The sequence below is a fragment of the Collinsella sp. LCP19S3_C9 genome (genome assembly GCF_052121575.1).
GTDB lineage: Bacteria > Actinomycetota > Coriobacteriia > Coriobacteriales > Coriobacteriaceae > Collinsella.
Genome location: NZ_JBQKDZ010000009.1, coordinates 56,872 through 81,321, shown reverse-complemented (window position 1 = coordinate 81,321; position 24,450 = coordinate 56,872). Strand labels below are relative to the sequence as shown.

Here is a 24,450-nt window from a genome sequence, read left to right as displayed (position 1 = left end):
CAGCCGTCTCACAGGCGTAACGCGTTTGCCCGCGAACCCCGCGAGCGTTACCATCAACTGATGGATTATTGAGCGCCCATCCAGCGCAAAGCGTCTAAAAGGGGAACAATATGTGCCTTGCCGTCCCCGGTAAAGTAGTCAAACGCGACGACGGCCTCAAGGCTACCGTCGACATGATGGGCATCGAGCGCCCCGTGTCGCTGCGACTCGTGCCAACGGCGCAGGTTGGCGACTATATTCTCGTACACGCCGGCTTTGGCATCCAGATCGTCGACGAGCAGGAAGCGCAAGAAACGCTCGAGCTCGTTAACGCCATGACCGAACTGGCCGAAGAAGACCAACTGGCCAGTAACCCGGCCGAGGCATACTAGTGGCGGCCGGACAGCCGGTGCGCTCCGGTATCGACTTTTCGGCATTTCGCGACCCCAAGCTGGCTCGCGAGCTCATCGAACGCATTCGCGGTCTTGTCGGCGACCGTACCATCAACCTTATGGAAGTCTGCGGCACACACACCGTGAGCATCGGCCGCTATGGCTTTCGCTCCATTATGCCGGCTGGGCTCAAGCTGCTGAGCGGCCCGGGCTGCCCCGTCTGCGTTACCGCCAACCGTGACATCGACCACGCGATCGCGCTCGCCAACATAGACGGCGCCATCATCACCACCTTTGGCGACATGATGCGCGTGCCCGGATCGTCCACCTCGCTCGCAGCGCAAAAGGCGGCAGGGCGCGATATCCGCATCGTCTACTCTCCGCTCGACGCACTCGACATTGCCGAGCAAAATCCCGAACGCCCGGTCATCTTTATGGGCGTCGGCTTTGAGACCACAACGCCCACCATCGCCGCTGCCATCTTGGAGGCCGAGACGCGCGGGCTTTTGAACTTTTCGGTCTATTGCGCCCACAAGACCACGCCGCCGGCGTTGCGCGCCATCGCCAACGATCCCGAGACCGCCATCGACGGCTTTATCCTGCCGGGCCACGTCGCCACCATCACGGGCTTGGCGCCCTTTAGCTTTTTGGTCGACGAGTTCGATACCCCGGGCGTGGTCACGGGATTTGAACCGGTCGATATTCTGCAAGGCATCTGCATGCTGGTCCAGATGGTTGTCGAGGACAGGCCTACGATTGGCAACGCCTACCGCCGTGGCGTCAACGCAGGCGGCAACCCCGTGGCGCGACAGCTGGTCGAGCAGGTGTTTGAGCCATGCGACACCACATGGCGCGGGCTGGGGCCGATTGCCAGCTCGGGCCTTTCCATCCGCCCCGAGTTCTCGCGCTTTGATGCCCGTACCCGCTTTGACGTGCCCGTTGAGGCGACGGTCGAGCCGCGTGGGTGCCGCTGCGGCGACGTGCTGCGCGGGGCCATTACGCCGAGCGACTGCCCGCTCTTTGGCCGCACCTGCACGCCCGAGCACCCCGTCGGCCCGTGCATGGTGAGCTCCGAAGGCAGCTGCGCGGCGTACTACCGCTACCGCGACTATTAGGTTCCGCCGTTCTAACGAGCGGCGGACTGGTCGACGCTGCGCCTCACCCATATAATTCCACCCTCGATTGGAGTTTTGGATATGTCCCATAGCATCACCGATAGCACCGTCCTTTTGGGCCATGGCTCCGGCGGTCAGATGATGAAACGCATCATCGATGAGGTCTTTTTGGATGCCTTTGGGACGCCCGAGTTGCTCGAAGGCAACGACGCCGGCGTCGCCGCGCTGCCCGCGAGCGGGCGCATCGCCATGTCGACCGACAGCTTTGTAGTCTCGCCGCAGTTCTTCCCCGGTGGCAACATCGGCCGTCTCGCCGTGTGCGGAACCGTCAACGATGTCGCGACCTCGGGCGCCAACGTGCGCTACCTATCGTGCGGTTTTATCCTCGAAGAGGGCTATCCCATGGATAAGCTCCGCCAGATTGTGCAGACGATGGCCGAGACGGCGCGCGAGGCGGGCGTGTCCATAATCACGGGCGACACCAAGGTGGTCGAGCGCGGCGGGGCCGACGGCGTCTACATCAATACCGCCGGCGTGGGCGAGGTTCCCACGGGCGTGGCGCTCAGCGGCGCCAACTGCCGCCCCGGCGACGTTATCCTGGTGTCAGGCACACTCGGCGACCACGGGATCGCCATCATGAGCCAACGCGAGGGCCTGGCATTTTCGAGCACGATCGAAAGCGATGCCGCGCCGCTCAACCACCTGATTGCCGACGTTTTGGCCGCAGCGCCCGGCACGCGCTGTTTCCGCGACCCCACGCGCGGTGGACTGGCGTCCACACTCAACGAGTTTGCCCAGGCCAGCGGTGTTGCCATGGAGATCGACGAGGATGCCGTGCCCGTGCGCCCCGACGTGCAGGCGGCATGTGAGATGCTCGGCTGCGATGTGCTGCAGGTGGCAAACGAGGGCAAGATGGTTGCCGTCGTGCCGGCCGAGCAGGCCGATGCCGCGCTGAGCGCCATGCGCGCCGCCCGCTACGGCGAGAATGCCGCCATCATCGGTCGCGTGCTGCCGCTTGCCGAGGGCTCCCGTCCCGCCGTGCGCGTGCGCACCGGCTGGGGCTCGACCCGCATCCTCGACATGCTCGTGGGAGAGCAGCTGCCAAGGATTTGCTAGGGCGGAATCGCACAGTCGGCGCGATGTCACCTGATATCCCTGGAGATGTTCAGATTCCAAGCACACCCAACGCGTAAGCCCAGTATTATGGGGTGCGTTTTAAAACCCAATGACGGGAGCTTTCATGGCAGCAGCTTTTTCCCATGTGATCTTCGATCTGGACGGCACCATCCTCAACACGCTCGAGGACCTGGCAGCCGCCGGCAACCATACCTGCGAGGCGCACGGCTGGCCCACGTTTGCCGTTGACGAGTACCGCTACAAGGTGGGAAACGGCATGCTCAAGCTGGTTGAGCGCTTTATGCCCGCCGAGTACGCGGGCGACGGCCGTATGTTTGAGCAGACGCTTGCCGAGTTTAGGGCTTATTACGGCGAGCACAAGGAGGACCACACCGCCCCCTATGCCGGCACGATCGAGATGCTCGACCGCTTGCGTGCCGCGGGTGTGCAGCTTGCCGTGCTCACTAACAAGGACCACGTCTCGGCGGCCCCGCTTATCGAGAAGTATTTTGGTTCCGAGCGCTTTGCGCTGGTACAGGGCCGTGTCGATGCGTTTCCGCCCAAGCCCGAAGCACCCGTCACGCTGCATGTGATGGAAGAGCTGGGCGCCGACCCGGCGACCACGCTCTACGTAGGCGATTCCAATGTCGATATCCTGACCGGCCACAACGCCGGTCTTAAGAGCGCAGGCGTCAGCTGGGGCTTCCGCGGCCGCGCAGAGCTGGAAGCCGCCGGCGCCGACTACGTGGTGGACAGCCAGGCAGAGCTCGCGGCGCTGGTGCTGGGCGAGTAGCGAGCGGGCACCAGAGCGAACAAATTGGCATGAAAAGAGGACGGCATAGACCTTCTGGTCATGCCGTCCTCTTTGAATGACAAGTTGTCGCTCTGGTGCCCACGCAGCGTCGAGCAGTTGCGGCGTTTGGTAAAACGCCGCAACGAACTAGTTCATCATCGCATTCATCATCTCGGTGGTTGCGGAATCGTCGGCAGACCACTCGTTATCCTCGTTGGCGGAATACTTAAAGGTGACCTTGGTGTCCTTGGTCTTAGCGGCCTTGGTCACGTCGACCATCACCTGGCCGGCCATCTTGTACAGCTCGTCCTCGGAAGGCATCGTATCGAGTGCGGCGATCTTCTCCTGATACTGGGTGGCGAAATCTTCGACGATCTTGTTCATGGACTTGCAGGTGATGGTGACCTCGGCGGTCGCGGTGCCCTTGTCCTCATCGACCGTCACATCACCGATCTTGTAATCAAAACCCTCGAGATAGCTCTTGGCATACTCCTCGGGATCGATGCCCAGCTGCTCAAACTCGTCGCCCGAAGCCTCTTCCAGGCTGGAGAGGAAATCATCGCCGCCGTTCTTGATCTCGTCAAACTGACTCGTAAGGTCGTCGGTGATGAGCTCCTCCACCGAAGGCCCTCCGCAGCCGGAAAGCAAAACCACGCACGCGACCAGGGCAGCCATCAAGGGCGCAAGCAGCAGCTTCTTTTTCATGACATTCCTCCAAACAAGCGGCGCTGCGTTTCCCGCGCAGCGCACGTCGTAACAGTAGGTCCATATTAGCGGCTCCGTTCAACCCCCTACGTCGCAAAAGCGTGGGCGGCTCAATTTGACGAGTGAATGGCCCATAAAGCAAGCCCCCTGCAATAAAATGCGCCTACTCGGCCTATTAAAAAAGGGTGGCCGGATAACCCGACCACCCTTGTGCATCTTCTGGATGCCGCAGACTACTTGCGGACGACCTTAACGATGGCGTCACCGGCGGCGACGGCAGACTCGGACTCGACGGCGAGCTCGACATCGGCAAACTCGGCGGTGTTGGACACGGCCACGACGACGCAGTCCTTGTAACCGGCGGCAGCGATCTTGGCGCGGTCGATCTTGAGCAAGGGCTGGCCGGCCTTCACGACGTCGTCGGCCTTGACGAAGCCCTCGAAGCCGTCGCCATTCATGTTGACGGTATCGACGCCAACGTGCACCAGAACCTCGATGCCGCTATCGGACTGCAGGCCCACGGCGTGACCCATGGTGACGGTCACCTTGCCGTCGCAGGGAGCGTAGACCAGGTCGTCCTCGGGCCACACGGCGCAGCCCTTGCCCAAAACCTCGCCAGCAAAGACGGGATCGGGCACGTCGGCCATCTTGATGACCTTGCCCTTGACGGGCGAACACAGCACGTCGGCGCCGGCAGAAGCAGAAATGGAGGCCGGAGCAGCGGCAGCCACGGGCTCAGCCTTCTTCTTGAACATATCAAACAGACCCATACGTTTTCTCCTCTTGATTAAGCGCAATGTTATGCGCATACCTATGGTGATTATAGTGCCAAATGGCCAAAATGCTAAGGCGAGGGCCCGAATCACAAGCCCTTCCAAGCCCTTCCAAAACCTTTTCCCATGGGCACTCATATTGTCGATTAAGCCTCGATAAGCCCCAGGTGAACAAAAGCGTTCCAGATGCCGTCGTCATCGACGTCGGTGGTCACGTAGTCGGCGGCCGGTCCGGCGTTCGGCGGAACGCCGGAGCTCAATTATTCCAAGCCCTCGGTGCCGTTGGACTTGATAATCTTCTGGTATGCGAAGAAGCTGTCCTTGCGGCGGCGCTCGTAGGTACCGGTGCCGTCGTCGTACTTATCGACGTGGATGAAGCCGTAGCGCTTGCGCATCTCGCCAGTGCCGGCGGAAACCAGGTCGATGGGACCCCACCAGGTGTAGGCAATCAGGTCAACGCCATCGGCAATGGCCTCGCCCATGGCCTTGATGTGGCTCTGCAGGTAGGCGATGCGATACGGGTCATGGATGGAGCCGTCCTCCTCGACCTCGTCGTAGGCGCCCATGCCGTTCTCGACCACCATCAGCGGAATCTCGTAGCGGGCGTAAATCTCGTTGAGGGCGATGCGCAGGCCCAGCGGATCGATCTGCCAGCCCCAGTCGGTGGACTCCAGATAGGGATTCTTGCCGCCAAAGGTCATGTTGCCCTCGGTCATCTCGTGGTCCTTGTGGGTGCCCACGGTGCCGGACATGTAGTAGCTAAAGGTGTAGAAATCAACCTTGCCGTCGGCGATATCCTGCAGGTCGCCGTCCTCCATCACGAGCTCGACATCGTTCTCGGCCCAGAAGCGCTTGGCATAGAACGGGTACTTGCCGCGCACCTGCACGTCGGAGCAGTACCAGTTCATGGTATTCATCTCCTGCTGCGTGGCGAACACGTCGGCCGGATCGCACGTGGCGGCATAGGAAAGGATGAAGCAGTCCATGTTGCCCATCTTAAACTGCGGGTAATGCTCATGGGCATAGCGCACGACGCGGCCGCTGGCGACAAACTGGTGATGCAACGCCTGCATACGAGCCTGCGGCGTGGTGTGGACCGCCGACGCCGGACCCTCAAAGCCCTGAATCATGCTGGTCTCAAAGAGGTTGCCCATGTCCTGAGTACCGCAGTTGATCTCGTTGAAGGTGAGCCAGAACTTGACCTTGTCCTGATAGCGGTCGAAGACGGTCTGGCAGTACTTCTCAAAGAAGCCGATGAGCTCGCGGCTCGCCCAGCCGTTGTATTTCTCGACCAGGTGATAGGGCATCTCGTAGTGCGAGAGGGTCACGAGCGGCTCGATATTGTGGGCGCGCAGGCAGTCGAAGACGCGGTCGTAGAAGGCGAGGCCGGCCTCGTTGGGCTCAGCGTCGTCGCCGTTGGGAAAGATACGGCTCCAAGAGATGGACATGCGGAACATATTGAAGCCCATCTCGGCGAACAGCGCGATATCCTCCTCGTAGTGGTGGTAGAAATCGATACCGTCATGATTGGGGTAGAAGCGGTTGGGATCGATATCGATCGTAATCTGACGCGGCTCCTTGTAGCTGCCGCCCAAGAAATGGTCGTCGACGGAAGGACCGCGGCCGTCCACGTTCCAAGCGCCCTCAAACTGGTTGGCAGCGGTGGCGCCGCCCCAATAGAATCCCTCGGGGAACTTGATGTTTGCCATGAGCATCTCCTTTGCATCGTGGGTCGATAAGCCGAGTATCGCCCACGCGCGGGACGGGCAGAAGCGGGCGCACCAAACCCGACACTTCTTTTCGCCCTTGCGCCCCGTCACCGCCCCGCCCCTGACACTTCCTGATACCTGCCAAAAAGGGACAGGTTTATTTTGGCAGGTTTTATCTGGACAAACGCCGGCGGTAGACGGCCGGCGTGCAGCCATAGCGCTCGGCAAACTTTTTGTAGAAGAAGCTCATGTTGGCGTAGCCGGCCTCGCGTGCCGCGGTTTCGGCAGTGGCGCCGGCGTCGAGCAATGTTGCCGCGCGTGCCAGGCGGCTCTCCTGCACGAGCTGCATAAACGTGCGGCCCGTCTGCCGTTTGAGCAGCGCGCTTGCGTAGTTGGGACTCAGATGCAGGTGGCGAGCTACGTCCTCGAGCGTACAATCGCAGGCATGGCGCTCGATGTAGCTCACGGCGGCCGCGACCTGCGCCGAAGGCAGCGTGGGCATGTCCGCCTGCAGCAGCGATGTCTCATAGCTTTGCATAAGTTCGACCAGCAGCAACTCAAACAGCCTCGACACGATCTGGGGACTCGCCGCCGTCGGCTCCAGAAGCTCGCACAGCATCTCCTGCATATATCGGCGCACGCGGCGGCTGTTGCCCGTGCGGAAATGCACATGACCGCGGTGGTCGGTTTCGTCATTGAGGGCATTAATGAGGAACTGCGAGACGGCGCTTGACGGCGACAGGCTCTGCTCTAGGCTGCGGTGCAACATCACCCGCGAGATGACGATGCTCAGCATAATGTCATGCTCGCCGAGCTCGCCTACGGCATGCGGACAGGCCGCGTCGAGCAAGAGCACCTCGTTTTGGGCAAGCGTGAGCCGTGCGCCGTTGACGACCTGCGGCGCATGCCCGCGATAGACATAGCTGATTTCGACATAATTGTGCACATGCTCCGGCACGGGGTTAAAGCGCGAGTTGCGCACGATTGACAGGCCCTCAGGCATGCCTCCTTGGTGCAGGGCTCGCGTCGGGTCACCGATTTTATGGATATGTTTTTCACCGTTATTCTGCTGATGACCCGAGCTGAACGCATCGTTCCAGTCATAGCGGGCGCCTGCGCAGTAAGCGCGCTCGCTGTCGGTCAGCTTGAGCAAAAGATTGTCCAAACGTGCGATATCCATATCGCCACCATCATTGATTTGGTCATATTCTGCCGTGCTTGTGATATTAGCAGGAGTGTGCGCGCGACGTACTCTGACTTCAATCGATTTAAAAGGTTTGTTTTAGAGGAGTGGATATGGCGGCATACGACAACCATGTGCTTCCGTTCTTGTGGCTCAAGGGCGAGGCGCGCGAGACGATTACCGAATACTTAGAGCAGATTGCCGGGGCGGACATCCACGAGGTCTGCCTCGAATCGCGCACGCATCCCGAGTTTTGTCGCGACGGCTGGTGGTCCGACCTGCGTTTTATCATTGGCGAGTGCAAGCGCCTGGACTTGAAGATCTGGCTGCTCGATGATGCCCACTTTCCCACGGGCTACGCCAACGGCGCGCTTGCAGGCGAGGATGTAGACCCCGCGCTCAAAAAGACCGTGCTTAAGCATCACACGGTAACGGTCGTCGGTCCCCAGCCGTCCACGACCATTAAGCTCGGTAATCTTATGGATCCCACGGAGCGCTTTGTGGGCACGGCGACTTTCGACGCCGCCGGTGCACCGCTCGACCTTGAGCTCGCCGTTGAACAGACCGAGGATGGCACTCCCGTCCGCCTGCGCTTTGACGCTCCTGCCGGCATCACCACCCTCGAGCTCTACGTCACCAGCCAAAAGACCGGCTTTCGCGATGAGTACATCAACATGGTCGACGCCGATTCGTGCCGTATGCTCATCAACGCCGTCTACGAACCCACGTTTGAGCATCTGGGCGACGAGTTCGGCAAGACCATTCTGGGCTTCTTTACCGATGAACCGGGCTTTATGAACGAGAAGGGTGCGACCCTCGAAGACGCTTCCACCAGCAGCTTTATTGGACGCGGCGATATGGCACTGCCCTGGTCGGATGAACTTGCCCGCCGCTTGCACGAGGAGTTGAGCGCGAGCTGGCTTGCCGAGCTCCGCGGCCTTTGGACGCGCGACCCCGCCGGCGCTCGGGTCCGCCACACTTACATGGACATCGCCACGCAACTCTACCGCGCGTGCTTTGACGAGCAGATTGGTGACTGGTGCCGCAAGCGCGGCGTCATGCACATCGGACATGTGATTGAGGACAAGAGTTGCCACACGCGCCTGGGCCAGGGCGCCGGACACTACTTCCGCGCGGTCGCCGGGCAGGATATGGCGGGCATCGACGTTGTCATCAACCAGCTTGCCCCCAGCGTCGACCACGGACGTTACAGCTACTTCCACGGCGCGTGGAACATGGAGTTCTTTACCTACGCGCTCGCCAAGTTGGGCTCTTCGGCCGCACGCCTCGACCCCAAAAAGCAGGGGCGCTGCATGGCCGAGGTCTTTGGCGCCTTCGGCTGGCACGAGGGCTTGCGCGAGATGAAATGGATCGCCGACCACATGCTCGTCCGCGGTATTAACTGGTTTACGCCGCACGCGTTTAGCATGGCGCCCTTCCCCGATTGGGACTGCCCGCCGCACTTTTACGCACACGGCAACAATCCGCAATGGCCGCACTTTGGCCAGCTCATGAGCTATATGAACCGTACGGCAACGCTGCTTTCAGGAGGCTATGCCATGCGCCCCGTTGCCATCCTGTACCATGCCGATGCCGAATGGGCCGGCAACGCCATGCCTATCGAGCGCGTGGCGGCAGAGCTCACGCGCGCGCAGATCGACTTTGATTTTGTGCCCGCCGAGGCTTTTGAGGATGAGAACCGTTACGAGGTTTCGATTGCCGACGGATTACTTACCGTAAACGATTGTCGTTACCAGGCGTTTGTTATGCCAGGAGCTTCATTTATTGGCGCTGCGACGGCGGAGGCAGTGAGACGCATGGCGGATGCAGGCGTTATGGTGCTTGCCGTCGACGAGGTGCCCGGCACATTCTACGATACCGATGGCGCGGTCGAGCTGGGAAGGCTCGTCGCAACGCCGCTGGCCGATGTCGCCCGCGCGCTTGCAAGCGCGGGACTGCAGACCGTTGTGCCTGACACACCGCAGCCTTGGCTACGCGTACTTCGCTACGAGCGGGTGGGCGAGACCTACGTTATGCTCGTCAACGAACACCCACGCGAGCGTATCGACTGCACGGTTGCACTTGCGACAGGCGAGCGCCTTTGCGGCACGCGGCTCGACCTGCTAAACGGCGCCGGGCCCGTTGCGTTTGACGGTGCGTTGGAGCTCGCACCCTTCGAGAGCTGCATCGTTGTTTTGGAAACGAGCAGCAAGAATGCGCCTGGAGACGGCGCAATCGACGCTGACACGTCGCTCGGCCTGCGCATCGAAGGCCCATGGACCGTCGCCCTCTCTCCTGCCGGCAGCAATGGCGCCTTTGGTGAATCACAAAAGCTCAAGCGCCTGTGCGACCTTACAGCCGATCTGTTCACCGGCACCTGCGGTACCTACCGATATCATGCGTCGTTTGAGCTGGCCAACGATTGCGCCGACGCCACAATCGACCTGGGAGACATCTACGAAACCGCGACGCTCACGCTCGATGGACGCCCGCTCGGCACACGCATCTGCCCGCCCTATCGTTTTGCCGCCGGCGCACTTTCCGCCGGTGCGCATGAGCTCACGATCGACGTCATCAACACGCTCGACCATGCGATCCCCGACATTTTCGCCCTCACCGAGCCCGTCGCCCCCAGCGGCATCCTCGGCCCCGTTACCCTTTGCGGGCAAAACCTGCCAAAATAAACCTGTCCCTTTTTGGCAGGTTTGGCGAGTGTGGGAGTTCGCATGGATATCAAACGCAAGATCATCGAGGCGCAGGGGCTCACCCCCACCGAGCAACAGCTCGGCATTGCAGCCCTTGCCATCGGTCAGGACATCCGCGGGCTTTCTATTAAGGAATTTGCCGCTCGCACCAACGTTTCGGTCGCGAGCGTGCATCGTTTTTGCAAAAAGCTCGGCCTCGAGGGCTTCAAGGATCTCAAGGTCGAGCTTATTCGCTTGGCAACCGAGGCGGGAAACCGCCGCGACGTGGACATCAACTTCCCTTTCGATGCTACGTCCACTCCCGCGCAGGTTATGGAGCGCATGGAGGGGCTCTACCAGACCACGCTGGCCGAAACGCAGGAGCTGCTCGACCCCACGCAGCTCGACCACGCCGCCAGGCTCATCGCGAACGCCCGACAGGTCGACATCTACACGGGCTCGCACAACCTCTATCCAGCGGGAATGTTCCGCGACCGCCTGCTCTCCGCCGGTAAAAGCGCGACGTGTCACAACGGTGTCGAGGCCCAGGTGCGAACGGCGCTCGCCTCGGATCCCGACCATGCGGCAATCGTCATCTCCTACAGCGGCCTTGCCCCCAACCTCAAGGACATCTTGCCGATCCTCAGCAGTCGGCATGTCCCGGTCATCGTCATCGGCACGCCTTATTGCGCTCGCATTCACCCCGGCTTTGCCGCCTACCTTACGGTGAGTGACCACGAGAGCATGACGCATCGCATCACGCAGTTCGCCAGCCACATCGCCGTGCAATACGTGCTCGATTCGCTCTACAGCAGCTACTTCGCCAAAGACTACGCCCGCTGTTCCGAATTCCTGGAGCGTTCGTTCCCCTATACTCGCCTGCCCGGGCTTAAGTAGTCGTTTAAGAACGTCCCCAATGACTACTCTGGCAACGGCAGCGAGCGGGCCGCATTCGGAGCAAGACAACGCCGCAAGTAGAGGACGGACAGCGAGCGACGTCCAGGGCGAACAAGTTGGCGTGAAAAAGGCGAGGCATTGACCTTCTGGTCATGCCTCGCCTTTTGAATGACAAACTGTCGCCCTGGGCGGCGCGCAGCGTCGGCCGGTTACGGCGTTTGGTAAAACGCCGTAACTACTCCTGTGCTCCGTACTGCTCGTAGTAGGCGTCGATGGCGGTCTTAAGTTCGTCATCGATGACGACCTTGCCATCGATCTCGTGGTTGTAGAGGGTCTCGACGACCTCGGCCATGGAGACGATGCTCGCGACGGGGAAACCGTACTTTGCCTCGATCTCCTTCTGAGCGGTGGTCACGCCACCCTTGCCGACCTCCATGCGGTTAAGAGACACGATCAGGCCCTTGATTTCGACGTCGGCGGCAGCCTTAACCTTGGGATAGGTCTCGTCGATGGACTTGCCGCTGGTGGTAACGTCCTCGACCATGACCACACGGTCGCCGTCCTGGGGCTCATAACCCAGCAGGTTGCCCTTATCGGCACCGTGATCCTTGGCCTCCTTGCGGTCGCAGCAGTACTTGACCTCCTTGCCGTACAGCTCGTGGTAGGCAATTGCGGTCACGACGGCCAGCGGAATACCCTTGTAGGCCGGTCCAAACAGCACATCAAAGTCGTCGCCAAAGTTATCGTGGATGGCCTGGGCGTAATACTCACCCAGCTTCTTGAGCTGATAGCCCGTCACGTAAGCGCCGGCGTTCATAAAAAACGGGGACTGACGGCCGCTCTTGAGCGTAAAGCTGCCGAACTTAAGAACGTCGGACTCAACCATAAACTTGATGAACTCTTGCTTGTAAGCCTCCATGCGGGCTCCTCTCGTAATCGCGTACGTGCCCTCCAGTTTAGCGCAGGCGAAGCATCGATGCGGGTGCGCTTTGGAGCCACATCCCCCCGTTAGAGTAAGGAACTGGGCGGCACCTCATACGCTAGTCCTTGGGTGCCCAGGACCAGAAGAAGTTGATAAGGGCCACACGCGAGTCGGTACCGGTCTTTCTGTTGATCGAGGAAATGTGGCGGTAGAGCGTAGAGCGCGAAAGGAAAAGCGTTGCGGCAATGTCCTGAACGCTCCGATCCGAAACGACCAAGGCCTCAAGAATATCGCGCTCGCGCTCTGTAAGCCCAAAGGTGGTGACGAAGGCATCGAGGCGTTCATCGGGCGCGGGCTCCGCTGCCTCCACAAGCGCGGGGTCGGAACATGCGGGCGCAAGATCTCCACCAAGATTGTCGGCAGCAAGCGCCAGCCCGTCCTGCATCACGGCATCATCGGCCCGTTGCCCCAACTGTCCCAACAGCGTAATCGCAATACCCACAAACATCACGAGTGCCGCGCCGACTGCAGCCAGCACGTTTTGACTCGAGATAATCGCTACCGCCGGCGCCGTCACGAGCATCGAGCACACGTTATTGACGACGCGACCCATGCACGGCCAAAAATATGACCAGTGCGCATAGAGCGAGATAGCGGCGAATTTTGTGGTAAAGAACACCACAAAGAAGCCCGAGCCCAGATAAAAGATGATCGTGGCAGCAAGCTCGTTGCCGCCATTGCCATCGATGATGATCACAAAGAACGAAAGCGTGGACAGCATGGCGACACATGTCATGCCGATATTCATATACGAACGGCCGCTCAGGTCAAATAGGGCGCCGGCGGCCAACGAACTCGCAACAAGCAGCAGGCGCGGCCAATCACCCAAATCAACGGCTCCGGTAGCATGCAGGGTTGTGAGGCCCGCGTTGAGAGCGGCGAATACGCCGGAAAGATACGCCGTCGCCACGGTCAGGCGAACTACGGCGCGGCGGAATGCCGCCTTTGTCTCGGGCTCGTCATGCCACTTGGCGCCATATTCCAAAGCATCTACCGAAAGCCCGGCAGCACTGGGTTCAAAGTTGGGATCGGACTCATCGCGCAGTTTGGCGCGTCGGGCACCGTGAAGCAACGCCACCTGCGCGATCGCACCGACGACCAGAACAGCCTGCTGAGGAATGCCGGCAGGTATCACCATATGGTTGAAGACCTGCACCAGAACGCCCATGGCGTAAGAAAGTGCGGCGGCGCGCGCCAAGCAGGGCGTCCGCGCAAAGCGCCGCGCAAAGTTTGCATGGGCAGTCGATCCGCAGTAGCCCAGCGCGCAGCACGCCACCAAACCGGCGGCGATTACCACCTCAGTCCGAACCGCCATAATCAACAGCAGGAATGCCGCCACCAGCAAAACACCCGTAACGTCACTCGTTGCATCGATGGCATGGGGACGGCGATAGTACAGAACGGGACGCACAAGAAAGCCAATCACACTCGCGCCGAGGACAAGGCTCTCATAAATAACGACCTCGTTCGGAGACACGAACTCGGCCATGCGCACATCAAAGAGATACTCGCACGCCAAAAACGTAAAGAAGAACAGAGCCAGGCATATAATCTCCTGAATGCCCCGACGCAGACATGCGGTTGTGTCTCCCGTGCCTCTCATGGTTAACCCCCAGCCGCTCAATTGTCTGGAAATCTATTTTAATACAGAGCCAGTCTCAATATCGAAGCCAGGCTCGAAATGCCGCTCATTTCGAGCCCACCGTCCATATCACGCCGCGATTTTGAGCCGCATGGACCAGAAGGGACACGCGAGACCTCTAGCTCGGCTAGGAGCGTCTCCAACTACCACTCATTTAAGTACGTCCCCAATGAGTGCGACGGAATGGCTCCCTTGGCAGCTTAAAGCTGTCATGCAGGAACCATTCCGTCGCAACCTCATGAAAGGGACTGGATTGTAAATGTTGGAGAAGAGCCGTTAGCGCCCGGGAGCCAAGATCACCAGTGCGTCGTGCTCAAAGGGATGCTGAGCCACGCGCACGGTACCGTCACCGTTGTCGCGAACGGGCAGCTTGGCGATGCGCTTGTCCTCCATGTCAAGGACCGTCGCCGTCCAGCCGCACGCGCCGTCGAGCTTAAACTTGAGCGCCGTAGTGCGCGGCAGGTACGTGACGACGCGATCGCCAACGCGCGCCACACGAATGGCCTCGCGCGCGTCATCGAGCAGCTCCTGCGCCGGAACCACGGCAAGTGCGTCGTCGCCAGCCGTAGCGCCCAAGCCGGCAAGCACATGCTCGATCGCGCCAAAGTCCCAAACACCCGCAAACTGCAGGCACTCCTGCCAGCGGAACGGCATGTCGAAGCCCTCGCCCAGCGCCGAGCCCTGGCTCTTGCTGGTCTGCCAGTTCCAAACGCCGTGCGCGCCATAGGTCACGCCAGCGCTCGCACCGGCAAGGATCGACGACCACACGCTCGCGCGGCAGTCCTGCGCGGTGAAGCGCCAGTACACATTGCGCGACGCACCCATCTGCTCGTAACAGGGCTCGGAGTTGACCATCGGCTTTTTAGGGTAGTTGGCGATAAAGTCCTGCGGCAGGTGCCAGGCCTCGGGCTGGCCCTCGTAGTTGTGGCCGGGCTGGAACATGTAAAAGTCCAGACGGTCCAGGTACTGTGCCGGAATGGTGCGGTTGCCGCGGTTGATATGCATGGTGCGCAACGCCTCGGGCGCGCGTTTGACGACTTCGTCGAGAGCATCCTCGTAGTAGGCGATCGCCTCGTCGCTGGTAAAGTCGGTATCGCCCGTCACCACGTAGACGGGGTCGAACTCGCCCAGGTTCTCGACGACGCGGGCAACGTGGGCACGAACCTCCTCGCGCGGCATAACCTCGGCACCGCAATGCTCAGCGATCTTGGCGCCCCAGGTGCCGGGCACGTAGTTGCACCACATAAGCACGAGCGCCGGACGAATGCCGTGCTCGACGGCAGCGCGACACATGGCAGCGGCGCGATCCCAGTACGCCTGGTTGGGACGGGACCAATCAAAATGCACGCCATCCTCGCTGGCATAGGGCCAAATGCCCAGATCGGGGCAGCAGCGATCCCACTGCGGCAGCGTGTTGATCTGCAGCACGTTCATGCCCTGCTCGGCGCGGCGGGTCAGATAGTAGTCCCAATCGGCCTCGGTAATGCTCGTAAACGCGCTCCAGCACGTATCGGCAAACCAAAAGAACGGCTTGCCCTCGCACAAAAAGCCGTCCTGACGACCGTTGACGGTCAGCTTTCCCAAACTCATCTGCATGTCCTTTCGTTTGATAAAGGAGTTGCGAACCGGCAGATTCTTTCGCGGTAACCCCGCGCGAAAGCCCCTGGCGCTTAGCAAGCCCCGGCGAGCAGGCGCCACGCGCCCCCAATCAGTCTACCTTGTAAAAAGGGCCCCGCCGGGCTTGCGCCTGACGGGGCCCTGTCGTGTAGGTAAGGTCGTATGTGACCGAATGGTTTGGCCTTAGGCCTCCATCTCGGCGAGCTCCTCCTTGGAGAAGCCAGTGACAAAGACGACGGCAGCGGCGATGGCAAAGGAGATTGCCATACCGACGATAGCCCAGACGGTGTTCATCTGGCCACCCTGCAGGTAGTTGGTGAAGACCAGGAAGTTGGAGGCACCGCCGGCCAGGTAGTAAGTAACACCCATGAGGCCGGAGAACACGGCACCGATGGCACCGCCGATGAACATACCGAGCATGGTGCGGCGGAAGCGCATGAGGATACCGAAGAGTGCGGGCTCGGTGACGCCGCCGGCGATGGCGGAGATGACGTAGCCCAGAGCAAGACCCTTCTCGTCGGGGTTCTTCATCTTGAGGAAGGCACCGAAAGCGCAGCCCCAGACGGCGGCCATAGCGCAGTTGGTGGAAACGAAGACGAAGGGATCGTAGCCGGCGGCGATGATCTGAACCTGAGCGAGCAGGATGACGGGCATGTGCATGCCGCAGACCACGAAGAGCTGCCAGAAGGCGCCGAGGACGGCCATGACGATCAGGATGCCGATACCGCCAAGGTCGGCGAGACCAAAGAGGGCGTTGGCAATCAGCGTACCGAGCTCGTTGCCGATCGGGGCAAGGACGATGAAGGCGATGGGGATGGTGACGATCATGGTGCAGAACGGCGTGAAGACCGTGGACAGCACGTCGGGCATGACCTTCTTAAAGAACTTCTCAACAAAGTAGAGGACCGGCACCGAGAGGATAATCGGCAGGACGGACTGCTGGTAGTTGGCAGCGGTGATCTGGATGCCATAGACGGAGATGATTCCGCCACCCTCCTGAGTCGCGACACTCACGACGGACGGGGCCATGAGAGCGCCGCCGAGGAGCATGCCCAGAACCGGAGAGGCGCCGAGCTTCTTAGCAGCGGCATAGCCCAAGTAGATGGGGATAAAGGTAAACGTGGCCTCGTACAGGGTGGTGTAGAGGAACGTGTAGGTCGGATCGGTATCGGAGATAACGCCGAGCATGGTGGGACCAAGAACCGCAGCGATGGTGCGGAACAGACCGCCGGCCATGAGCAGCGGAATCAGCTGGGTCATGGAACCCGACAGGTAGTCGAGGATGATGTTGGGCAGGTTCTTGAGCTCGAACTTCTCCTTAGGAGCGTCGAGGTTCTCGTCGACCGCGGCACCCTGCTTGACGCCGGACATGGCGACGAACTCGGCGAGCACCTTGGGCACGTTCTGGCCGATGATGACCTGGAGCTGGCTGCCGGCGAACTGGCAGCCCAGAACACCCTTGACCTTCTTGATCTTCTCCACGTCGGCCTTGCTGTTATCCTTGAGCGTCAGACGCAGGCGCGTCATGCAGTTGGTGGCGACGGTGACGTTTTCCGCACCGCCCACGAGCTCGAGGACATCGGTGGCAATCTGCTTGTTATCTACTGCCATGGGACCCCTCCCCATATCGTCGTGTGCCTAATCGCTTGGGCGCAGGCACGCCTTTGGCCCGGTGACTATAACCCCTTACGGTTACCGAACCCTTGGATACGCTGTCGTAAACAATCTGTTTACTGAACGTTTACAGCGCTTAGTTTACACTCAGCATTGAATTTGTGGCAGTTTTGCCGTTTGCAGTCCGGTGAACGGTAGGAAATCGGGGGTGAACGTAATTGAATGCAGAGGCATTACATATAGTGACATTTATTTATAAATGGTCTTTTACGTGGGATTTTATATAATCTGGCATCTCAATGCCTTGTTGACTCATCAACAAAAGCCCTGCTAGATAGTAGTAAACGAGTGTTTAGTAGTTCATTGAACGTTTGATGCTACCGTTTACCGAGTTCATCCGCTTATTCTCAAATTCTGCTTTACACTAAACATGTTTAGATTGTATTGCCGCGATTGTTTAGCACGCGCGGCACAAGGGAGGCAGCTCATGGAACTCAAATCGTGCACCTACGCAACCGTCAGCACCTTGGGCGACTTTGGCCCCTGGATCAGCAAGGTCGTTCTCGACCTACCCTGCACCGTGCGCGCCAACGATGTCGATGCGAACACTTTCCATATATATGTAGAGCGTCACGAGCGCACGGGCGAGGTCCTGATGCGCAAGGAGCACGGCGCCGACCATGCCACGCCCTCCGTGGGTTACATCGACGTTCTCGCCGCGTATCCGAGTGACGAGAACGGCCGCAAGCTCGCCGTGGGCACCCATGTGGCACTCGAGGTCGCCGAGCAGCGCCTGACCAAAAAGATCGAAGGCGGCGTCATGGGCTCGCGCATGCTCGATAACCAGCTTCACGTCACGCAGCTCGCGGCTCTTCCCGGCGACGACGGCGAACCCACCTGCGGCCTGGTCTTCGATACCTGTCGCGGCGACATCTGCCCCGCGCTCAAGGGCTGGAGCAATGCCGTGCAAAAGACCGCCGTCAATGGCATCGCGCTCGAGTACGGCTTCTTTGAGCCCAGCTTTAAAGCCGAGGACTCGGCCTGCTTCAATCCCTTCGCGCCCGAGGCCACGGTCGTGCCCCAAAAGGCCCCGCTCGTGGTGTACCTACACGGCGCTGGCGAAGGCAGGGGTGCCACGCAGGGCGAAGGCGCCACGCGCGCCTATATCGGCAACCGTGTGACAGCCATTAGCCAGGCGCAAATCCAGCGCTACTTTGGCGGCTTTGCCTGGGTGCTCGTGCCGCAGTCTCCCACGTTTTGGATGGATAACGGCGTCGAGCAGCTCGGCCGCTCCAACCAGAGCATCTACTCCCCCGTACTCAAGGCGCTCATCGACGAGTTTGTCGCCGAGCATGCCGAGCGCATCGACACCGACCGCATCGTGGTCGCCGGCCTTTCCAACGGCGGCTTTATGACCCTGCGTCTGTGCGCCGACTACCCCGATTTCTTCGCCGCCGGCCTTCCCTGCTGTGCCCCGTGGTACAACGCCACGGACGAGGACGTAGCCGCGCTCGCCAAGACGCCGCTGTGGTTTACGCACTCCAAGGGCGACGAGCTCGTGTCGCCGCAGCAGACCGTGCTGCCGCTCACGGCACGCCTGCGTGACGCCGGAGCCAACGTGCACCTTACCTACTTTAGCCATGTCGAGGACCTGACCGGTCGCTATCGCGAGGCCGATGGCTCGCCCAAGAAGACGTTCAACCACGGCGTGTGGATCCACCAATTCAACGACCTGTGTTATCAAGACTTCGACGGGGGCAGCGTGCTCATCGACGGCGAGCCGGTGGGCTGCTGGGAGTGGTCGGCCAGGGTCAATAGGTAATCCGTCCCGGCGCGGGGACCGGATGTTAGTTTTGCAAACGTCCTCGGGCATGCATGGGGCGGCGCTTTGCGCTTCGCGCTGCGCCTTCCCATGCCCCCTGCGGAATGTTTGCAAAACTAACACCCGGCCCCCGCTGCGTTGCCATTGTCGTTGGCCCTGGCCGGCCGCTTCCGGCAGCACGCCGGGTCGGCGGCGATGGGGACCGGGTCCCGTCTTGCCTTGCGCGTAACTGGCTGAATTGATTTTGATTGGAGCTGTTCCTATGTCCCAAGAGTTAACTCGGGTGATTGTTACTACCGATATGGAAGTCGACGATATGAACTCGCTCGTTCATTTGGCTCTGTATCTTAATGTGCTTGATGTTCAGGCTGTGGTGTACACGGCTTCGCAGTATCACTTTCTTGGGGATGGGGTTCATACGCTGGGCGAGGTGAATTCGCATTGGCGGACCAAAGGGCGTCGCTCTTATGAGTGGGATGTTGTGCCTCATGAGCCCGATCCGCTGGCCGGCGAGCTTCGTGAGTATCGTCCGTTTCCCGAGCATTGGATTGAGAGTCTCTGGAGTAATGAATATGCCCAGGCTTGGCCGCAGTTGCAGGCGAATGCGGGCGCTGCCGGTGAGCCGCCGTTTCCCACGCCCGCCCAGATGATCGAGCGCACCTTTGTGGGAAATGTTGCCTTTGAGGGTGATGTGACTGAGGAAACTGAGGGATCTCGTGTAATTGCGCAGGCAATCTTGGATGATGATCCGCGTACGTTATGGCTGCTCAGCTGGGGTGGCATGAACACCATCGTTCGCGCCCTCATGAGTATTGCCGAGCGTTATCGCGCCACGCCCGAATGGCCTGCCGTGCAGCAGCGGGTCTATCAGAAGGTGCGCGTGATGGGCGTTGCCGATGGCGTGGGGCAGGACAACTCATGGCTCGACCATGGACGCGAGCTCTTTCCCGAGCTCATCTTTTGGTGTGTGCCCTATATGTATGGCGGCTATGTCGATGCCAAGATGGCTCAACCCGATACGTTGCCGCTGTTTAAGGCACCTTGGCCTGAGCAGAATCTCACGCAGGGTAACGGCCCCCTCATGGCACGCTACATGCTCTATGGCGACGGCAAGGTCTACGAAAATGAGCCCGAGCGCTTTCAGTTTGGCAAGCATGCCCGTCTGGATTGGGGTCTAGAAGGCATGCCCGCGATGCAGTTTGAGCGCGGCGACTTTATGGCCGAAGGCGACAGCATGACCTATATTCCGCTGCTGCCGTTTGGCCTGCGCGGCATCGACGACCGCGGCTTCGACACACTGCTCGGCCGCATGTTTCTTGATGGACATCCCGATACGGACGCACCCGCCGGTTTTGCCGCCATCGGCACGCCCGTAGACGGCAACCCCAATCCCTACCTGCGCGCCTATCAGGAAGACTTTGCCGCCCGCGCGCAATGGTGCGCCCATGATCCGGCAGCTTGTTCGCATCCGACACATGTTGTCGAGGTCACGGCCGACCGCAGCGCTACAGCCGGCGAGCACGTCACCCTTGCAGCGACCGTCGTCGACCCCGACGGCAAGGGCTTTGATGCACATTGGGATGTCGCCGTGGACCCGTCGAGCTATGCAGGCACGCAGGATCTTTCGCTGTGGCAGGAATGCACGGTGAGCACCGCTTTTATCGTGCCCGCCGACGCGCAGCCCGGCGACCGCTTCGTGCTCACCCTTACCGTGCAGACGCGCGCCGAGCGCCCCTGCAGCCGCTACGCCCAGGTTGCCGTGACCGTGGCATAGCAGGGACGGCGCCCACATTCGGCAGCCGCCACATTCGGCATGGACTGTCCCCAGCTGCCACTCATTTAAGTACGTCCCCAATGAGTGGCCGAAAATGGGCCATGTGTCCCAGTTGTGGAGACTCCTTGAGCCGTCTGGGTATCGTGAAAGATCGCGCGCTCACCCATCATCAAAAGTGACACACGCTACCTGTTGATGGGAGGCAGCCATGGGCTTCTTTGACAAGATGTTCGAGAAGAAAGAGTGCGCGATTTGCGGTACCGAACTGGGGATTTTGGGAAAGACCAAGATCAACGAAGGCTACCTGTGCAAAGAGTGCGCAGGCAAGCTCTCCCCCTTCTTTAGTGGTTGGCGCTCCAGCACCGCGGACGATATCCGCGAGCAACTCGCCTACCGCGAGGCCAACGCCGAGCGCCTGGCCTCGTTCAACCCCACGCGCACACTCTCTGCCGGGCGCACCAACATCATGCTCGACGAAGACGCGGGTCTGCTGATCATCACTTCGCAGAGCCGCTGGCGCGACGCCAATCCCGACATCATCGAGTTCTCACAGGTACTCGGCTGCGATATGGATATCGACGAGCATCGCACCGAGATCTATCGCGAGACCAAGGACGGCGAGCGCGAGAGCTACAACCCGCCGCGCTACGACCTGGATTACGACTTTAACCTGACCATCCACGTCAACACGCCGTACTTTACCGAGATCAACCTGCGCGTGAACGACTCCACCATCGATCAGCGTGGCTCCATCGAATATCGCGAGGCCAAGCGCCAGGCAACCGAAGTCCGCGATGCGCTGGTACAGCTGCGTCAGGAGGCACGCGACAGCGTCGTGGCCGCCAAGGCCCCCAAGACCGCGGTCACCTGCCCCTTCTGCGGTGCAACCACCATTCCCGATGCCAGTGGACGCTGCGAATACTGCGGCGGCGCCATCGGCGCATAGCCTCCGGCACGGAAAGGACCGATCATGGCCTTCGAGAGTGTCAACTATCAGTGCCCCGCGTGTGGCGGCCCCCTTCACTTTGCCAGTGCCGAACAAAAGCTTGTCTGCGACTACTGCGATTCGCGTTTTGAAGTCGAAGAAGTCGAGGCCCTCTATCGCGAGCGCCAGGACAAGGCAGATGCCAAAGCCGATGCCGCAGCCGCGGCCCCCAAACCTGCTGTCGACGATGCCGTGCAGGATCTGGCCCAAAACGCCGGCTACATCTGCTCGTCGTGCGGCGCCGAGCTGGTCTCGGACGGCACCGTCGCCGTTACCACCTGCCCATACTGCGGCAACTCCGCCGTGGCGCCCGGCCAGCTCTCGGGCGACTTCTCACCCGACCTGGTGATTCCGTTTAAGCTCGGGCGCGATGATGTTATGGCAGCACTCAAAGAGCACTACAAGGGCAAAATCCTGCTGCCCAAGAGCTTTGTCACCGGCAACCACATCGACGAGGTCCAAGGCGTTTACGTGCCGTTTTGGCTCTACGGCGCCCGCGTGGATGGCGAAGTGTACTTCGATGCGACCAACGAGACCGTGACCGAGGAATCCGACCGCACTGTCACGACCACCGACCACTACGACGCCTACCGTAAGGGCAAAATCTCGTTTGAGCGCGTGCCCGTCGACGGATCGTCCAAGATGCCCGACGGCCATATGGATGCCATCGAGCCGTTTGACTACGACGCGCTGCGCCCGTTCTCGGTCGCGTATATGCCCGGCTACATCGCCAACCGCTACGATGAGGATTGCGAGACCTGCAAGGCGCGCGCCGAGCGTCGTATGGAAGAAAGTACGATTTCGGCCCTGCGCGAGACCGTCGTCGACGAATATGACGACGCCACAGTCGAAAGCAAGCAGCTCGACTACACCTGGGAAGAAAACGATTATGCCCTGTTCCCCGTGTGGATGCTTTCCACCTCGTGGAACGGCAAGAGTTACCTGTTTGCCATGAACGGCCAAACCGGCCGCATGGTCGGCGAGCTTCCCTGCTCCAAGCCCAAGCTCGCCATCGCCTCGGTGCTGTTCTTTGTAATCGGGTTTGTCCTCTCCCAGATTCTCTTTATGGGCGAGAACGCCTTCGATCCGGACTACCTCACCTTTGATATCGAGGGCATCCTCATCAACATCGTCGCACCGCTGATCATCGTAATCATCGGAGACGTGCTGTTGGTAGGCCAGCTCAAGACGGCCAACGAGGCCACCCACGCCGATTGCTACTGCGGCGAGCTCGACTTGACCGAGAAGCACGACACCTTCAGCCACACCGAGACCACCGTTGTCATGAAGGACAACAAGGACGATTAGCCATTCTAACCAATACCACCCGGCCTTTGACGAGAAAGGAAGATCACCATGGGACTCTTGAAAGCTGGATTGGGTGCTGCCGGCGGCGTCATGGCCGACCAGTGGAAGGAATATATCTATTGCGAATCGATGCCCGCTGACGTCTTGGCCTGCAAGGGCAGCAAGCGCACCGGCGGCCGCAGCTCCAACACGCGCGGCGAGGACAACGTCATCTCCAACGGCTCCGTCATCGCCGTCAACGACGGCCAGGGCATGCTCGTGGTGCAAAACGGCAAGATCATCGAGGTCGCGCTGGAGCCCGGCGAGTTTGTCTTTGACACCGGCAGCGAGCCGAGCGTCTTTAGCGGCAACCTGGGCGACTCCATCAAGGAGACGTTCGCCAATATCGGCAGCCGTTTTACCTTTGGCGGCGACGCGGGCAAGGACCAGCGTGTCTACTTCATCAACACCAAGGAGATCATCGGCAACAAGTACGGCACCGCCTCGCCTGTGCCCTTCCGCGTGGTCGATAACAACATTGGCCTGGATGTCGACATCTCCGTTCGCTGCAACGGCGAGTATTCGTACCGCATCACCAACCCGCTGCTGTTCTACACCAACGTGTGCGGCAACGTGACCGATAGCTACACGCGCGATAAGATCGATAGCCAGCTTAAGTCCGAGCTGCTCACCGCTCTGCAACCCGCCTTTGCCAAGATCTCGGAGATGGGCATCCGCTACAGCGCTATCCCCGGCCACACCACCGAGCTCGCCCGCGCGCTCAACGAGGTTCTCTCCGCCGACTGGCGCGACCTGCGCGGCGTCGAGATCGTGAGCTTTGGCGTCAACTCCATCGCCGCCTCGCAAGAAGACGAGCAAATGATCAAGGACCTGCAGAAGGCCGCGGTCATGCGCGATCCCACCATGGCAGCCGCCAACATCGCCAGCGCCCAGAGCGATGCGATGCGCGCGGCAGCCGCCAACCCCAACGGCGCGATGGCCGGCTTTATGGGCATGGGTATGGCGGGCGGCATGGGCGGCATGAACGCCAGCCAGCTGTTCGCCGCCGGCCAGGCACAGCAGCAGGCCGCCCCACAGCCGGCTCCGGCACCCGCCCCCGCACCAGCTCCTGCCGCTGCCCCCGCGGCCGGCACGTGGACCTGCAGTTGCGGTGCCACCAACACCGGCAAGTTCTGCCCCGAGTGTGGCAGTCCCGCACCCGCCCCGGCACCGACCAAGTGGTTCTGCCCCAACTGCGGCAGCGAAAACGGCGGCAAGTTCTGCAGCAACTGCGGAACGCCCAGGCCCTAGCCCCTCTACCTGGTAATTGGCGGGGAGGTCCGCCACCCCCGCATTTGCTTCTATGGGTTTCGTTCGATAA

General features: G+C 60.6%; 19 protein-coding genes. 11 read left to right on the top strand and 8 right to left on the bottom strand.

The window, feature by feature from the left end; all coding sequences use genetic code 11:
- Positions 1-110 precede the first annotated feature (110 nt).
- The 4 genes from ACTQXI_RS05775 (at position 111) to ACTQXI_RS05760 (ending at position 3,395) form a co-directional block, all read left to right on the top strand.
- Positions 111-371 carry a HypC/HybG/HupF family hydrogenase formation chaperone gene (locus tag ACTQXI_RS05775; RefSeq protein WP_154518167.1) on the top strand — a complete coding sequence of 87 codons (261 nt, stop codon included), beginning with the start codon at positions 111-113 and terminating at the stop codon, positions 369-371.
- Positions 371-1,486, top strand: coding sequence for a hydrogenase formation protein HypD (gene hypD, locus ACTQXI_RS05770; protein WP_441048941.1), 1,116 nt, complete (start codon positions 371-373; stop codon positions 1,484-1,486). Before ACTQXI_RS05775 ends, hypD begins: the two co-directional genes overlap by 1 nt.
- 81 nt (positions 1,487-1,567) lie before the next feature.
- On the top strand, positions 1,568-2,602 hold the full coding sequence (gene hypE, locus ACTQXI_RS05765) for a hydrogenase expression/formation protein HypE (protein ID WP_441048942.1): 1,035 nt from the start codon (positions 1,568-1,570) through the stop codon (positions 2,600-2,602).
- Between the two features lie 124 nt (positions 2,603-2,726).
- A complete protein-coding gene (locus ACTQXI_RS05760; protein ID WP_229770728.1) occupies positions 2,727-3,395 on the top strand; it encodes an HAD family hydrolase in 669 nt (222 codons plus the stop codon).
- A gap of 147 nt (positions 3,396-3,542) precedes the next feature.
- Here ACTQXI_RS05760 and ACTQXI_RS05755 read toward each other — a convergent pair whose 3' ends face one another.
- The 4 genes from ACTQXI_RS05755 to ACTQXI_RS05740 all read right to left on the bottom strand — a co-directional run bounded on the left by ACTQXI_RS05755 (position 3,543) and on the right by ACTQXI_RS05740 (position 7,762).
- On the bottom strand, positions 3,543-4,100 hold the full coding sequence (locus ACTQXI_RS05755; RefSeq protein ID WP_441048943.1) for a hypothetical protein: 558 nt from the start codon (positions 4,098-4,100) through the stop codon (positions 3,543-3,545).
- A 233-nt stretch (positions 4,101-4,333) separates the two neighbouring features.
- Entirely contained in the window at positions 4,334-4,870 is a 537-nt protein-coding gene (locus ACTQXI_RS05750) for a PTS sugar transporter subunit IIA (RefSeq protein ID WP_441548414.1), read from the bottom strand.
- A gap of 263 nt (positions 4,871-5,133) precedes the next feature.
- Positions 5,134-6,582 carry a glycoside hydrolase family 1 protein gene (locus ACTQXI_RS05745; RefSeq protein WP_441048944.1) on the bottom strand — a complete coding sequence of 483 codons (1,449 nt, stop codon included), beginning with the start codon at positions 6,580-6,582 and terminating at the stop codon, positions 5,134-5,136.
- Between the two features lie 172 nt (positions 6,583-6,754).
- Positions 6,755-7,762, bottom strand: coding sequence for an AraC family transcriptional regulator (locus ACTQXI_RS05740; protein ID WP_441048945.1), 1,008 nt, complete (start codon positions 7,760-7,762; stop codon positions 6,755-6,757).
- A 116-nt stretch (positions 7,763-7,878) separates the two neighbouring features.
- Between ACTQXI_RS05740 and ACTQXI_RS05735 the strand changes: the two genes are divergently transcribed.
- Together ACTQXI_RS05735 and ACTQXI_RS05730 are read left to right on the top strand one after the other, a co-directional pair.
- Positions 7,879-10,449, top strand: coding sequence for a glycosyl hydrolase (locus ACTQXI_RS05735; RefSeq protein ID WP_441048946.1), 2,571 nt, complete (start codon positions 7,879-7,881; stop codon positions 10,447-10,449).
- A gap of 42 nt (positions 10,450-10,491) precedes the next feature.
- Entirely contained in the window at positions 10,492-11,346 is an 855-nt protein-coding gene (locus ACTQXI_RS05730; RefSeq protein WP_441048947.1) for a MurR/RpiR family transcriptional regulator, read from the top strand.
- Positions 11,347-11,581: 235 nt separating this feature from the next.
- On the opposite strand, the gene pyrE is transcribed toward ACTQXI_RS05730, so the two are convergent.
- The 4 genes from pyrE to ACTQXI_RS05710 all read right to left on the bottom strand — a co-directional run bounded on the left by pyrE (position 11,582) and on the right by ACTQXI_RS05710 (position 17,198).
- The gene (gene pyrE, locus ACTQXI_RS05725; protein ID WP_154518188.1) at positions 11,582-12,265 is read right to left on the bottom strand and encodes an orotate phosphoribosyltransferase; all 684 of its coding nucleotides are present in this window, start codon (positions 12,263-12,265) and stop codon (positions 11,582-11,584) included.
- Positions 12,266-12,386: 121 nt separating this feature from the next.
- The gene (locus ACTQXI_RS05720; protein ID WP_441048948.1) at positions 12,387-13,931 is read right to left on the bottom strand and encodes a LuxR C-terminal-related transcriptional regulator; all 1,545 of its coding nucleotides are present in this window, start codon (positions 13,929-13,931) and stop codon (positions 12,387-12,389) included.
- 315 nt (positions 13,932-14,246) lie between these two features.
- Entirely contained in the window at positions 14,247-15,560 is a 1,314-nt protein-coding gene (locus ACTQXI_RS05715) for an apiosidase-like domain-containing protein (RefSeq protein WP_441048949.1), read from the bottom strand.
- 210 nt (positions 15,561-15,770) lie between these two features.
- Entirely contained in the window at positions 15,771-17,198 is a 1,428-nt protein-coding gene (locus ACTQXI_RS05710; RefSeq protein WP_441048950.1) for a PTS transporter subunit EIIC, read from the bottom strand.
- A 490-nt stretch (positions 17,199-17,688) separates the two neighbouring features.
- On the opposite strand from ACTQXI_RS05710, the gene ACTQXI_RS05705 reads away from it, so the two are divergent.
- The 5 genes from ACTQXI_RS05705 to ACTQXI_RS05685 all read left to right on the top strand — a co-directional run bounded on the left by ACTQXI_RS05705 (position 17,689) and on the right by ACTQXI_RS05685 (position 24,380).
- A complete protein-coding gene (locus ACTQXI_RS05705; protein ID WP_441048951.1) occupies positions 17,689-19,023 on the top strand; it encodes a prolyl oligopeptidase family serine peptidase in 1,335 nt (444 codons plus the stop codon).
- Positions 19,024-19,285: 262 nt separating this feature from the next.
- Positions 19,286-20,797: a nucleoside hydrolase-like domain-containing protein gene (locus ACTQXI_RS05700; RefSeq protein ID WP_441048952.1), complete on the top strand. Its 1,512-nt coding sequence runs from the start codon at positions 19,286-19,288 to the stop codon at positions 20,795-20,797.
- A gap of 208 nt (positions 20,798-21,005) precedes the next feature.
- Positions 21,006-21,743 (top strand): DUF4428 domain-containing protein, encoded by a 738-nt coding sequence (locus ACTQXI_RS05695; protein ID WP_441048953.1) that lies wholly within the window; start codon positions 21,006-21,008, stop codon positions 21,741-21,743.
- A 24-nt stretch (positions 21,744-21,767) separates the two neighbouring features.
- The gene (locus ACTQXI_RS05690; RefSeq protein WP_441048954.1) at positions 21,768-23,090 is read left to right on the top strand and encodes a hypothetical protein; all 1,323 of its coding nucleotides are present in this window, start codon (positions 21,768-21,770) and stop codon (positions 23,088-23,090) included.
- 48 nt (positions 23,091-23,138) lie between these two features.
- Positions 23,139-24,380: an SPFH domain-containing protein gene (locus ACTQXI_RS05685; protein ID WP_427795573.1), complete on the top strand. Its 1,242-nt coding sequence runs from the start codon at positions 23,139-23,141 to the stop codon at positions 24,378-24,380.
- Positions 24,381-24,450: the final 70 nt, after the last annotated feature.